The 14066-nt window shown below is 69.1% G+C and carries 10 protein-coding genes; 3 read left to right on the forward strand and 7 right to left on the reverse strand.

Annotated features, from left to right (window positions below; genetic code table 11):
- The first annotated feature begins 174 nt into the window (after positions 1-174).
- Both T336_RS0114570 and T336_RS0114575 read left to right on the forward strand, forming a co-directional pair.
- Positions 175-1209: an alpha/beta hydrolase gene (locus tag T336_RS0114570; protein WP_026433109.1), complete on the forward strand. Its 1035-nt coding sequence runs from the start codon at positions 175-177 to the stop codon at positions 1207-1209.
- 128 nt (positions 1210-1337) lie between these two features.
- Positions 1338-2615, forward strand: a complete 1278-nt coding sequence (locus T336_RS0114575) for a putative Na+/H+ antiporter (RefSeq protein ID WP_026433110.1) — start codon at positions 1338-1340, stop codon at positions 2613-2615.
- Positions 2616-2640: 25 nt separating this feature from the next.
- Here T336_RS0114575 and T336_RS0114580 read toward each other — a convergent pair whose 3' ends face one another.
- Complete coding sequence (locus tag T336_RS0114580) at positions 2641-3927, reverse strand: aspartate carbamoyltransferase (protein ID WP_026433111.1); 1287 nt, start codon at positions 3925-3927, stop codon at positions 2641-2643.
- A 213-nt stretch (positions 3928-4140) separates the two neighbouring features.
- On the opposite strand from T336_RS0114580, the gene T336_RS25775 reads away from it, so the two are divergent.
- On the forward strand, positions 4141-5511 hold the full coding sequence (locus T336_RS25775; RefSeq protein WP_156957867.1) for a polycystic kidney disease 1-like 3: 1371 nt from the start codon (positions 4141-4143) through the stop codon (positions 5509-5511).
- Between the two features lie 7 nt (positions 5512-5518).
- Here the strand turns inward: T336_RS25775 and T336_RS0114590 are convergent, their stop codons facing one another.
- From T336_RS0114590 to T336_RS0114610, 6 genes are all read right to left on the reverse strand, one after another.
- A complete protein-coding gene (locus T336_RS0114590) occupies positions 5519-6955 on the reverse strand; it encodes a phospholipase D-like domain-containing protein (protein WP_026433112.1) in 1437 nt (478 codons plus the stop codon).
- Complete coding sequence (locus T336_RS0114595; RefSeq protein WP_026433113.1) at positions 6952-8475, reverse strand: ATP-binding protein; 1524 nt, start codon at positions 8473-8475, stop codon at positions 6952-6954. Before T336_RS0114595 ends, T336_RS0114590 begins: the two co-directional genes overlap by 4 nt.
- Complete coding sequence (locus tag T336_RS0114600; protein WP_019703055.1) at positions 8472-9131, reverse strand: response regulator transcription factor; 660 nt, start codon at positions 9129-9131, stop codon at positions 8472-8474. The genes T336_RS0114595 and T336_RS0114600 overlap by 4 nt, the downstream gene beginning before the upstream one ends.
- 196 nt (positions 9132-9327) lie before the next feature.
- Positions 9328-10878: a DegQ family serine endoprotease gene (locus T336_RS0114605; protein ID WP_026433114.1), complete on the reverse strand. Its 1551-nt coding sequence runs from the start codon at positions 10876-10878 to the stop codon at positions 9328-9330.
- 531 nt (positions 10879-11409) lie between these two features.
- On the reverse strand, positions 11410-11889 hold the full coding sequence (locus tag T336_RS25215; protein ID WP_156957868.1) for a hypothetical protein: 480 nt from the start codon (positions 11887-11889) through the stop codon (positions 11410-11412).
- On the reverse strand, positions 11858-14066 hold a 2209-nt coding region (locus T336_RS0114610), incomplete at its 5' end, for an RHS repeat-associated core domain-containing protein (protein ID WP_026433115.1). The genes T336_RS0114610 and T336_RS25215, both read right to left, overlap by 32 nt.

Raw genomic sequence — 14066 nt, forward strand, 5'->3', positions numbered from 1 at the left:
GGCGGCGCCTGCCCCGCCTGCGCTGCCCATGGAACGGGTCCGCAGCGCCCACGCCGGGGCGGGCGCCCGTCCCACAGCAGGGCATGTCCCTGCCGCCTACAGTGGCACGGCCGGGCTGCTGCCGGCGCCGACACCGGCTCCTCCCTCTCCTCCCTCTTCACGCACAGGACTCCCATGAGCGACGACGACCACGGCCAGCCCAACCCCCTTATCAATGCCATCTCCAACGCCGTCGCCGCCGTGCGCGCGGACGACGACCAACTGGCGCTGGCCCGCGCCCATGAAGCGCTGGGCCCCAAGGCCATCGAAAAGCTCGACGTGGCGGAGGCCCGCCGCCAGCCCACGGTAGCGGACGCCGTGCACCACCTGCTGCGCGAACAGGGCCGCTCCACCGATCCCGAACGCCTGGTGCCCGGCGTGCGGGCCGCCGAAACCACCGTGGACGGCGCCACGGGACCGCTGCGCGCGACGGTCTACACGCCCGAGACCGCGCCGGGCCCGCTGCCGGTGGTGCTGTACTTCCACGGTGGCGGCTGGGTGATCGCCAGCAAGGAGGTCTATGACGGCGGCGCGCGCGGCCTGGCCCGAGAAGCGCATGCCATCGTGGTGTCGGTGGACTACCGGCAGGCCCCGGAAAACCGCTTCCCCGCGGCCTGGGACGACGCCTTTGCCGCCTACCGCTGGGTCACCGAGAACGCCGGCACCCTCGGCGGCGACCCCGACCGCATCGCGCTGGCCGGCGAGAGCGCCGGCGGCAACCTGGCCGTGGCCACCGCCATCGCGGTGCGCGATGCGGGCCTGCGCGCGCCGCGCCATGTGCTGAGCGTCTATCCCGTCGCGCAGACCAGCCTGAACACGGAGTCCTACCTGGAAAACGCCATCGCCAAGCCGCTCAACCGCGCGATGGTGAAATGGTTCGTGGACCACCTGGTGCGCTCCGAAGAGGACCTGGCCGACCCGCGCCTGTCCCTCGTCGATGCCCGCCTGGAAGGCCTGCCGCCGGTGACCATCATCAACGCCCGCATCGACCCGCTGCGCAGCGACGGCGCCAGGCTCGAGAAGGCACTGCAGGAGGCCGGCGTGCCGGTGGAGCGGCGCGACTATGAAGGCGTGGCCCACGAGTTCTTCGGCGCCGCCGCCGTGCTCGAAAAAGCCCGCCAAGCCCAGGCCTACGCGGGCGAGCGGCTGCGCGCGGCCCTGCGCGCCTGAGACGCTACACTCGCGCACCATTGGGTGCCCTTCCCCGGTGCCGCGCCCCGCGGTGCCGGTGAAAATGGCAGGTCGTCGCGCTGGTCGGGCCGCCGCGCGCGTACAACCACGATCTCCTGCACCCCTCCATGGACACCCATCCCCTCGCCCAGGGCGTTTCCGCCGCGGTCTTCGCCGTCGCGCTGCTCCACACCTTCGCCGCCAGCCAGTTCGAGAGGCTCTCGCAGCGCTTCCCGCGCCATGCCGGCCTCTTCCACCTGCTCGGCGAGGTGGAGGTGGTGTTCGGCTTCTGGGCCATCGTGCTCATCGCGCTGCTGGCCCTGTTGCAGGGCGGCACCGAGGCCCTGGCCTATGCGGAATCCCGCAATTACACCGAGCCGCTGTTCGTCTTCGTGGTGATGGTGGTGGCGGCATCCCGCCCCATCCTGGACGCGGTGACCCGCACGGTGGCGGGCCTCGCGCGCGGCCTGCCCGTGGCGCAGCCGGTGGCCATGGCCTGGCTGGGCCTGTCGGTGGTGCCGCTGCTGGGCTCCCTCATCACCGAGCCGGCGGCGATGACGCTGGCCGCCCTGCTGCTCGCGCCCGTGGCCTTCCACGCGGGCATTCCGGAACGCGCCAAATACCTCGCGCTGGGCGCGCTGCTGGTCAATGTCTCCATCGGCGGCACCCTCACCGCGTACGCGGCGCCGCCGGTGCTCATGGTGGCCTCGACCTGGCAATGGGACAGCGCCTTCATGTTCACGCACTTCGGCTGGAAGGCCGCGCTGGCCGTGGCGGCCAATGCCACGCTCGCGGCGTGGACGCTGCGCCCGCACCTGCTGCGCCACGATGGCCGGCCGGCCGGCCCCCGGGACGCGCCGGGCACGCCCCCCGCCGTCCCCGCGCTGGTATCCGCCGTGCACATCGCCCTGCTCGCAGGCGTCGTGCTGTTCGCGCACCATCCCGTCGCCTTCCTGGGCATGTTCCTGCTGTTCCTGGGCTTCACGCAAGCCTATGCGCGCTACCAGAACCCGCTGATCCTCAAGGAGGCGCTGCTCGTCGGCTTCTTCCTCGCGGGCCTGGTGGTGCTGGGCGGCCTGCAGCGCTGGTGGCTGCAGCCCATCGTCTCCAGCCTGGAGCCGCTGGCGCTCTTCTTCGGGGCCCTGGGCCTCACGGCCGTGACCGACAACGCAGCGCTCACCTACCTGGGCTCGCTCATCGCGGGCATCTCTCCGCAGAGCCAGTACATGCTGGTGGCCGGCGCCGTGGCCGGGGGCGGCCTGACGGTGATCGCCAATGCGCCCAACCCGGCCGGGGTGGCCCTGCTCAAGCCGGGCTTCGCGGATGGCACCGTGGGGGCAGGAGAGCTGCTGCTGGGCGCGATGGTGCCCACGGCGGTGGCGGCGGCAGCCTTCCTGCTGCTGTAGCGGGGCGGCCTGCGCGCGGCGGAGGTCATTCCAGGCCGTCGAAGGTCGCGTCGTCCGGCCCCACGTACCGGGGCGACTTCCACGTGGCGTCGCGCAGGGAGCCGGCGACCTGCGCCTCCACGCCCATCAGCACGGCGAACAGGGCCATGCGCACCGCGATGCCGTTGTCGGCCTGGCGGAAGATGGCCAGGCGCGGATCGTGGTTCAGGTCGGTGCTCAGGTCGTTCGCGCCCGGCCGGCCGTCGCGCGGCAAGGGATGCATGAGGATGGTTTCGGGCTTGCACACTGCATCCACCAGCGCCTTGCGCACCTGGAATTCAGGCGTATAGCCCTCGATGGCCTCGCCCTCGAAGCGCTCCTTCTGCACCCGCGTGGCATACACCACGTCGGCTCCTGTCAGCCCTGCCTCCAGCGAGGCCACGGTCTCCACGGCGTGGCCGTTGCGGGCCGCAAGTTCGACGAGGTGGGCCGGCATCTCCAGCGACGGAGGCGCCACCAGCGTGAACCGCAACCCCCGGTACAGCGAGAGTAGCCGGATCAGTGAATGCACGGTGCGACCGTACTTCAGGTCGCCCACGATGGCGATGTGCGCTCCATCGAGCAGCTTGCCCTGCCGCGAGAACTCGCGCTGGATGGTGTAGAGGTCGAGGATCGCCTGGCTGGGGTGCTCGCCCGGCCCGTCACCGGCATTGATCACGGGAATGTTCGTGGCGCGGGCGAATTCGGCGACCGAACCCTGGTCCGGGTGACGCACCACCAGCGCATCGACGTACCCGCTCATCACGCGGCTCGTGTCGTAGATCGATTCGCCCTTGGCCATGGACGAGAAGGTGAAGCCGGTGGTGTCGCACACGCTGCCTCCCAGCCGGCAGAACGCCGCGCCGAAGCTCACCCGGGTGCGCGTGCTGGCCTCGAAGAACAGGCTGCCGAGCACCGCGCCCTCGAGCACCCGGGATACCTTCTGCCGGCGCGCGATGGGCTGCATCACGTCGGCGACGTGGAACAGGTCCTCCAGGCTGCCGCGGTCGAACTGCGACACCGACAGCAGGTGGCGCTGCCCCTCCACCGCGATACGGTCGGCGAGCGGCCGGTGGTCCGGCTGCCCTGGCAGTTCGGCCGCCAGCGCCTCGTGCCGCAGGATCTCGGCGACGAATTTCCCGACCATGTCCGGCATGGCCCGTGATTCCGACGAATCCTCCGGCAGCAGCCAGGTATCGAGCGCGCGGCGCCGCACGCCCAGGCGCTCGGCAAACGCATTGCGCGTCAGGTTGAGGCGGCGCATCGCGTCGCGCAAGAATTCCTGTTGTTGCATGGGATATATACGCAATGCGTTTTCAATGAATCGAATTTGAAACGCATTGCGTACACAAGTCAAGCCAGAAGCTCCCGAATACACAGACTTGGCATGGCATGCAAAGCCCGCCGCGCTGCTTCGGCTTCGCCACCGGGCACACCGCTTCGCGCCTGGAACATGCGCTGCGCCCCCCCGCCCTACCCTGGTGTTTTGATCTTCTTGATCATCGATATGGCACCCATCAATCTCAATCCGTTTTCCCGCAAAAAAACCCACCGCCACTCCCAGGGCGAAAGCTCTTCCCAAGCCACCGAGCGCGCTTCCCGGCATGCGCCCCGCTCCGCGGCGTCGGACCACCTCCCGGCCCGGCAGGGCACGCGCTCTGCCGGTGCAGGGGGGTCCGCTCCCGCCCCGCGGCTGGAACGCCTGCGCCCCATCGTCCGCAGCGAGTACGCCGAACAGTTGGCTACCCGCGCGGCCCAGTCTGCAACATCACCCGAAGGGTCGAGCATCGGCCGCGGCGGCCCTTATATCGACCATCGGATCAACCCTCCCGACGAAGAGGAATGGCAGAACCTCTTCGATGCAGATTCTGCGGCGCTCCTGGGCCTGGAGGAACCCGAATGGGCACAGGCGTCGCAGGCCTGGAATCCCTGGTACGGTGACGCCACGCCAGCGTGGCAGGGGCAGACTGCCACGACCCGGATCGATCTCCGGGACTATCCCCACGCCAGCGTAGGCTCCCTGCCGGAACCAGTGCTGCAAAGCCTGGGAACCGCCCTCGGCCTGCCGGGCAGCACCGGCTATCTACCGGCTCCAGCGCTTGCCGAAGGCATTCGCCAAAGCCTGGCAGCACTGGACATGGGCGTGTTCTCGGTCTATGACGATGTGCATATCCTCAACATGGACCGCGACACGCCGTTGCGGCGCAACCTCGACTCCGGCGACCGGCACAGGCTCTCGCATCTCGCGACCAAGACCCATATGACGATCCGACAGACGCCTGTCACGCCGGCCGTACCGGGCGGGCCATCCTATCGTGTCAGCATCTATTTCGACGGAATGCCGGATGGCAGCAAGCAGCAGAACGGCACCACCCTGAAGGGGGGGGTGGGACAGGTCTACCGCATGGCCTGCGAGGCGGCGCAACTCGTCGCCAAGGCACTGCAGGCCGATCCGACGGTGCAGGTGTCGCACATCTGCGGCTTGTCCATGGGCGGGGGCAGTGCGCAGATGTTCGCAGCGGTGCTGCAAGGCCACCTGCCGTGGGCCCCGCGGCCTGCGCTGGTGCTGCTCGACCCGATGCTGCTCAACCCGAAGCAGAAGGCGCACGCGTTGGCGCAGAGCCCCCATGGCTACGATTTCACCCAGCCACGCGGCATCGCGCTGACCCTGGACTACGCGGCCAATCCCCGCAAATGCCTCATGGACCGCCAGCACGCCATCGGCCGGTCATCCGAGGGACTGGTCCGGTTGCGGTTGGGACTGACCGACCGTGACGGGCTGGGCGGCACGCCTCCGAAGCCCTACGGGCCGCCGGGCACGGGCTACCACGCGAACCGCCACCACTACGAGGCCGCGCTGGCGCGCTTCACAGGCTGAATCCAGGCTACAGCTGGAACCCGACCGCCCGCACCACGCCTTCGGCAATGTCCCGCGGCCACGACGGCGGGCGGGCATGCAGGCGCCGGGCGCGGGCGAACTGCGCTTCGCACCAGCCCGCCAGCCACCCTACTTCCTCCGGCCCGTAGAAGGCCGTCATCGCCTCGTAGTTGAGGAACAGGCTGCGTGCGTCGAGGTTGAGCGAGCCCGACAGCGCGAGGTCGCCGTCGATCACCACCGCCTTGGCATGCACCATGCCGGGCGCGAGCCAGACCTCCGCGCCGGCCTGGGCCAGTTCGCGCAGGGCGCGGGGGCGCGCCCAGTCGGCCAGCCGGTGGTTGGAGCGCTCGGGCACCAGCAGGCGCACCTGCACGCCGCGCCGGCAGGCCAGGCACCAGGCATCGAGCAGCGCATCGTCCGGCACGAAATACGGCGTCACCGCCACGATGCGCTCCTGCGCGTGGTAGGCGCCGGCCACCAGCAGCGCATGCACCGTGTCGTCCGCATGGTCGGGGCCGCTGGGCACCCACTGCGCGGGCACGCCCTCCGGCGGGCCGGGGGGCAGCGGCCGCGGCAGCACCGCGCGGGCCATGCGCCCGCTCGCCGCCTGCCAGTCGGCCGCGAACTGGGCTGCGGCCTGCAGCGCGATCGGCCCGTCGATCTCGTAGCTCAGGTCGATCCAGGCCGGCAGCTGCGGCCGGTCCAGGAAATACTCGCAGGCCAGGTTGCGGCCACCACTCCAGAGCCGCTCGCCATCGGCCACCACCATCTTGCGGTGGTTGCGCAGGTTGGTGTGGCCGCGCATCGGGTTGTGCAGCAGCGGCATGAAGCGGCGCACCTGCACCCCGCCCTGCTTCAGCGTGCGCGACAGCTCCGCCGGCATGCCCAGGCTGCCCACCGCGTCCAGCAGCAGCCGCACCGCCACGCCCCGGCCTGCGGCCTCCTGCAGCGCCGCGGCCACGCGCCGGCCCACCTCGTCGTCGCCGAAGACGAAGGTGCAGACATCCAGGCTGTGTTGCGCCGAGGCCACCGTGGCCAGCAGCGCCTCCAGCGCCTGCGGGCCCTGACCGTGGAAGACGATGCGCGCATTGCGCACCGGCGGCGCCAGCTCCAGCCCCGCCAGCAGCTGCGTGGCCCAGGCGGGCCCGGGTGGAGGCAACGGTGCCGGCGAAGCTTCCGGTGGCGGGCCGGCGACCAGCGATGCCGGTCCGGCCGCCAGCATGGGGGCGGCGCGCCGCTGCGGACGCACGAACTTGCGCGATCCGAACATCAGGAACAGCGGCACCGCCGCATACGGGAAGGCCACGATCGCCAGCACCCAGCCCATGGCCGCCGAGGGATGGCGGCGCTGGCGCCCGATGCGCGTGGCCATGACGTAAACCAGCAGGCCCACGGCCACGAAAACCGCATGCCCCAGGCCCGAGAGCAGCGCGAAGCGCGTCAAGCGCCGCCCCCCGGGCTCCCCGTGCCACCGCCTGGCAGCGCCGGAACGCCGGCCGCCGCCGCGAAGCGCACCGCCACGCGCAACCCGCCCAGGCGCGGCGATGCATCCAGCGCCACCGAGGTGCCGTGCAGCCGCGCGATCGACTCCACGATCGCCAGGCCCAGCCCGCTGCCGCCCACCGGCGCGCTGCCGGCCGCCGCCGGCGCGCGGTAGAAGCGCCCCAGCACGCGCTCGCGGTCGTCCTCGGCAATCCCGGGGCCGCTGTCCTCCACCACCAGCTCCACGCCGGCCGGCCCCGGGCCTGCGGCCACTTCGCGCACGTGCACGTCCACCACGCCGCCAGTGGGCGTGTACTTCACGGCGTTGTCCACGAGGTTGCGCAGCAGGATGCGCAGCGCATCCGCATACCCCAGCACCGCCACCGCGTCGCCGGTCGCAAGGCCCAGGTCGATGTCCTTGTTCTGCGCGGCAGGCGTGGCATCGGCCACGGCCTGCCGGGCGAGTCCGGCCAGGGGCACGGGCTCGGGGGGCGTTCCGGCAGCGGCGCTGGCCTCCTGCCGCGCCAGGGCCAGCAGTTGCTCCACGAGGCGCGTGGCACGGTCGATGCCGGCCGCGAGCCGGCCCGCCGCCACCGCACGCGCCTCTTCGCTGCCCGCGCGCTGCAGGCCCTGCAGCTGCAGCTTGAGCGCCGCCAGCGGCGAGCGCAGCTCGTGCGCCGCATCCGCCACGAAATGCTGCTGCGCCTCGAAGGCGCGCCGCACGCGCTCGAACAGCAGGTTCAGCTCGTCCACCATCGGCCGCACCTCGTCCGGCAGCGCGCCCGCATGCACGGGCGACAGGTCGTCGGCCTGCCGCTTCGCCAGCTGCCGCCGCACCCGTTCCACGGGCGCGAGCGAGCCGCTCACCGCCCACCACACGGCCAGGGCCAGCAGCGGCGCCAGCAGCGCGATCGGCCCTGCCGTGCGCCAGGCCAGGTCGCGCGCCATCGCGCGGCGCGCGGCCATGTCCTGCGCCACCTGGATCACCTGCGAGCGCGTCTGCACCGAGAACACGCGGTAGGTGGTGCCGTGCGCGCGCACGTTCGAGAAACCCAGCACCGCGCGCTGCGGCAGCGCCGCGCCCACGGACGACTCGAACACCCGCAGCCCGTCGGACGACCAGATCTGCACCACGAACTCGGTGCTCTCCTCCTCCTGCTCCAGCGGCTCCGGCGTGCCCTCCGCCATGGCCGGCACGCCAGGGCGCAGCGCCATCGCCGTCTGCTGCATGTGGTAGTCGAAAATCTGGTCCGCCTCGGCCAGCGCCGAGCGGTAGGCGAGCGCGAACTGCAGCAGCGCCGCGCAAACGATCGACACGAACAGGAAGCACAGCAGCCGCGCCCGCAGCGAGTGCGGCGCGCGCGCGGAGAGGGCGTCCATCCAGCGGCTCCAGCGGCTGCCGCCGCGCGGGGGCGGCGCGGACGCATCGGCCGGCGCCGCTTCGAGCCTGTCGCCCGGGCCGCCGTCCACCACCCCGCTCATACCTTCGGCACCATGTAGCCCACGCCCCGCACGTTCAGCACCAGGTCCGCGCCGAGCTTCTTGCGCAGCCCGTGGATATAGACCTCGACCGCATTGCTGCTGATCTCGTCCTTCCAGCTGTAGAGCTTTTCCTCGAGCTGAGCGCGCGAGAGCACGCGCCCCGGGCGGGCGATGAGCGGCTCCAGCACCGCCCATTCGCGCCCGGACAGCACCACGGGCTCGCCGTTCACGGTGACCTCGCGGGTGGCCGGATCGATGGTCACGCCCTTGTGCTCATAGACCGGCTCGGCCCGGCCTGCCGCGCGCCGCGCCAGCGCCCGGATGCGCGCCAGCAATTCATCCAATTCGTAGGGCTTGAGCACGTAGTCGTCGGCACCGGCGTCCAGGCCCTGCACGCGCTGGGCCACCGCGTCGCGCGCCGTGGCCACCAGCACCGGCGTGCGGTCCTTGCGCGCGCGCAGATCGCGCAGCACCTCCAGGCCGTCGCGGCGCGGCAGGCCCAGGTCCAGCAGCACCACGTCGTAGGTCTGCGTGCGCAGCGCCGTATCGGCCATCTCGCCATCGCGTACCCAGTCCACCGCGTGCTGCTCCGCGCGCAGCAGGTCATACACGGCTTCGCCGATCATCGTGTCGTCTTCCACCAGCAGAAGGCGCATGGCAGGTGTCCTCGGAAGGTAGTTTCGTTCCCGCGCCGGCCGGGAGCAGGCCAGGGCCCGGCGCCATCCGCCAAGGATAGCGGCAGGCCCTGCTGCGCCGCGTAGGAACCGGCCGGGCCGCAGGGACATGGGCCCGCCCAATGCGGGCCGAGGCCCCGGGCTCCGCCGGCGATGACCGGCGCCCGCCCGGGAAGGGTCAGCCCAGGGGCACGGGCACGAAGATCTTGTCGCCGTCGCGCTGGATCAGCAGCGCCACCGACTTGCCCGCCTTGGCCATCGCGGCGCGCACCTGCTCGATGCTCTGCGCCGGCGCGCCGTTGATGGAAAGCAGCACGTCGCCGGGGGCCACGCCCGCCAGGGCGGCCGGGCCGCGCGCTTCTTCCACCACCAGCCCGCCGCTCACGCCGGCCTCGCGGCGCTCCTGCGGCTGCAGCGGCCGCAGCGACAGGCCCAGCTGGCCCTTGCCCACGGCCTTGTCGGCGCTGGCCAGCTTGGCCGGCTTGTCGTTCGCATCGCCCAGCGTCGCGGTGAGCTCTTCCTGCTTGCCGTGGCGCCACACCTCCATGCGCGCGGTGGAGCCGGGCGCGGACTGGCCCACGAAGGCCGGCAGGTCGCCGGACGCCACGATGGGCTGGCCGTTGATGCGCAGGATCACGTCGCCCGACTTCAGGCCGGCCTTGTCCGCGGGGCCGCCCGGCTCCACGCCCGCCACCAGCGCACCTTCGGGCTTGTCGAGCTGGAAGGAATCGGCGAACGCCTGGTTCACCTCCTGCACCGACACGCCCAGGCGCGCATGGCTGGCCTTGCCCGTGGCCAGGATCTGCTCCTTCACCCGCTCCGCCACTTCGATCGGGATCGCGAACGACACGCCCTGGTAGCCGCCCGAGCGGCTGTAGATCTGCGAGTTGATGCCCACCACCTCGCCGCGCGAGTTGAACAGCGGGCCACCGGAATTGCCGGGGTTCACCGCCACGTCCGTCTGGATGAAGGGCACGAAGCTGTCGTCCGGCAGCGCCCGGCCCTTGGCGCTCACCACGCCCGCCGTCACGCTGTTCTCGAAGCCGAACGGCGAACCGATGGCCAGCACCCACTCACCCACCGCGAGCTTTTTCGTATCGCCCAGGTGCACCACGGGCAGGTCCTTCGCGTCGATCTTCAACACGGCGATGTCGGTCTTGGGATCGGAGCCCAGCACCTTGGCGCGGAACTCGCGCCGGTCGGTGAGCTTCACCGTGACCGTATTGGCGCCCTTCACCACGTGGGCATTGGTCAGGATGACGCCGTCCGGGCTCACGATGAAGCCCGAGCCTTCGCCGCGCATCGGCACCTCGCGCTGCGGCATGCGCCCGCCCCCCGCGCCGGGCATGCCGGGCATGCCGAAGCGGCGGAAGAACTCGAAGAACGGATCGTCCGGATCCATGCCCTGACCGCCGCGGGGCTGCTGGTGCTGGGCGGACGGCGTCTCGTCGTCGCCGTCATCCCCGCCGTTGTACGAGGTCTTGGTCGTGCCCGTCACGCTGATGTTCACCACCGCCGGACCGTTGAGCGCCGTGATCTGCGCGAAATCCGGGGCGGACACGCCGGAATACGCCGCCGGCGCCGCGGCCACCGGCCCCGTGGCCGCGGGAGGCACGGCGGCATGGCTGGAATGCAGGTTGGTGACGAGCCCCGCGCCCGTCGCCCCCATGGCCCCGGCGACCACCAAGGCGAGGGTCAGGCGGCGGGGCGTGGAGAGGATCGTGTTCATGGCAAACCTTTCAGGTGGGTTGTGGCATGGACGGGAGTGTGCGGAGCGAGGCTTAGAGCGGGCTTAGAGGATGGTTAGGGGAGGCTTAGGGTGGTGTGGGAAGGTACCGGCCCAGGAGGTGCTCAGCACTGCGAGAGGAAGCCGGCTGATGGGTGCCGCAGGTGCGCGCAACCCAGTGCAACCGAGGGCGCACTGGCAAAAACGCTACGAACCGCGTACCTTATTTAGATATCCCACGGGTCGTCCTCTTTATCCGGGACCTTTTTTGCAATGGCCCTCAACCAGACAAACAAGAACACCATGACGCCTATGGAAATATAGATAATTGTCCGCGCTTTTCCTGGCGGAAAAACAAGCGAAATAGCAACCGCAAATGAAAGTGCCACGGCGACACAAGACAATATCGTAGAACTGAACTTCATGTCAATTCAACCCCGCATCTTACCTTGCGCACAAGCTCAACACCAAAGCACTCAATCATAACCAAAGGACGCTCTTCAGCAGCCAAAGATACTTGATGATTTCATTCCATCATTCTCTGAGGACCCTGGCCAAGGCAATAGAAATTAAACGAATCAATACCAGAATCACAGCAGCAGATACCATAATCACCAATAAATTAACAATAAATTTTGAAGCATATCCACAGGATCTAGTCATCCACAACGAGGGCAACCCAGCCAGACGGCACAACCCACTACCGTCAATGCCAAGAAACACCCCCACAACCTCAAAAAACGGGAAAATAGCCAAAATTATTACCAACAAATAAACGACGACGCTCTTCACTGGACTTTCCAGTTTCTTGTTCAACTTCACCAAACCCATGAGGGAAAATACAACAAGAAAAAGATACGTGATCAGGAAGTGGACAGCCTGGAGTTTCATTACAAAATCCAGACTCTCACCCCCCATATTCTCCAGGCAGTAGTAAAAAAAACCTGCATAGAGAAGCCAAAAAAACGACATCAAAAATATTTTATTTTTTGAAGAAATCAATTGATGGTCCATTAGAATCAAGAAGGGTTGCACAATCTGGCGGGTTGGTCGTGAAGTAGCCGTACAATTTTCCAAGCGATTCCAGACTCCAGTCCAACTGAATGCCTGCACTTGCCTCACCGGCTGCCACATCTCTGACTACAGCAGCACGATCCTCGACCTTATTTTGCCGCCCCTCTTCGTAGCGTTTTTCTCTTTCCGCAGCGCGCATGCAGGTGTTCTTGGCGCTCTCTATTTTCAACTCAGCCCCTTCTTGCACATTTTCTCGCCAATTGAAAATTCCGGATATTTTCTCCCACCACCCTAGTGCTTTTTCCGGGCTTACTGTACCCGACGCGGGACTGAGCCCGAGAGGATCACTCCATTCAAGGGGATTGAGAGGATAGATGGCCTTATTCAAACCTCCGCGCAGCCCCATCGGATCCTGCGTCACATACTGCCCCAGCATCGGGTCGTAGTACCGAAAGCGGTTGTAGTGCAAACCTGTCTCGGCATCGAACTGCTGCCCCTGGAAGCGGATGTCCTGGCAAACACCGTGTGGATCGTATTCCTCGCGCAGGGCACCCCATGCGTGGTACGTGGCAGCCCAGGTGACCAGGCCCGCCCGAGGGCCTTTGGCGTCCACCAGCGCGATGGGCGTGCCCAGGTGGTCACACAGGACATGGCGGATGTGCGTCGCGTGGGCCTGGGTGGTAGCCTGCCGTTGCTGCTGCACGGCCCGGAGGCCCGCTGAGAGCAGTGCGCCGGTTTCTTCGGGCAAGCCTGCCTGCAGGCGGGATCGCAGTGCTTCGCCATGTGGCCCCAGGGCGTCGTCCAGCGCCTGCTCCAGCCATTCGCGCTGCGCGCGCGGCAATCCCGCGAACAAGGCTGCCGCATGGAATTCGCCACCATGGTCTTCCAGCGCGAACATGGCCTGCACGGGTGTGGGGATGGCCCGGTCGCGCTCCAGCCGCAGCAGCGGCACGAAGGAGCCCGGCTCGTACAGCGTGTGCTTCAGCCCCTGCGGACCCTCGGTATGCACGAGGCGGTCGCCATCCCAGCCCGCATAGGTGGCCAGGTCATCCTGGCCCGACGGACCGTACACGGTCTTGCCCAGGCGGCGCCCGAAAGCGTCGTACCGATAGCGGGCCACCTGTCGCCACGCCCCACCGGGGCCCTCGCGTAGCCAGACTTCACGCAACTGGTGCAGCGCGTCGTAGCGCAGGCGCTGGATGCGCCCATCGGGCAGGAGCGTCTGGACGCGGTTGCCGAAGGCGTCGTAGCGATAGCGAACCAAGGTGCCTTTGCCGTCGCTGCCGGCTCCATCGGCATCGCCATCCACCGTGCTCCATCCGATGCGGTTGCCCTTCCAGCGCGTGACCGGGCCCTGTCCCTCGCCCGGCCCGCCACCCGGGCGAAGCAGGTCGAAGTCCGGGTCGTGCAGTTGGTCGCGCACCTGCCGTGCCCAGTCCTGGCGCCCGGCGCTGGAGGGCCCGGCCGCGCGCGCATCCACGGGCGCGGGCAGGCGGTTGCCCGCCGCGTCCAGCGTCCAGTGCGCCTGCATTTCCGTCGAGCCCGGGCCTGCGCGATGCAGCCCGCTCAGGCGCTGCCAGGCGTCGTAGCCGTAGCGCGTGGCTTCGCCCGGCGTCTGCAAGCCCACGAGTTGGCCCAGGGGGTCGTACCAGTAGCGGCGCTGGGCCAGCGTGGACAGCGGACCCAGGGCCGGGGCGATGCGCCCTGCAGCGGACGAAGGGCCGGTGTCCGGATCTTCTACCGCCTGTGTCTGCCCCGCCGCATGGCGCAGGCCACGCCAGTCCTGGTGCAGCATCCTGCCCATCGGATCGAGTTGCCGCGCATGCACGATCGCCGGCAGGTCGTCGTTGCCTTGGCCTTCCAGCACGTGCAGCGTGCGCCCCACCTCGCGGTGCAGCGCATCGCGCTCCCAATCCACCAGCGGCTGGCCGTCCAGCAGCAGCCCGTGCACGTGGCCTGAGCCGTAGGCCAACCATTGCAGCGTGCCCAGCCCTTGCGCCTGCGTGGCCGTACGCTGGCCCAGCGGGCCCAGGGTGTGGGCGATTGCGTGCTCGAACTCCACGGGGGGCTCTCCACCGGCATGGGGTGCCTGCGGCTGGGTGGCTTGCCGGTACAGCGTCTGCGTCTCTCCGCACACGCGCCCGAAGGCATCGCGCGCCAGGGCCACGCGGGCCTCG

The organism is Paracidovorax oryzae ATCC 19882 (assembly GCF_000687165.1).
GTDB lineage: Bacteria > Pseudomonadota > Gammaproteobacteria > Burkholderiales > Burkholderiaceae_C > Paracidovorax > Paracidovorax oryzae.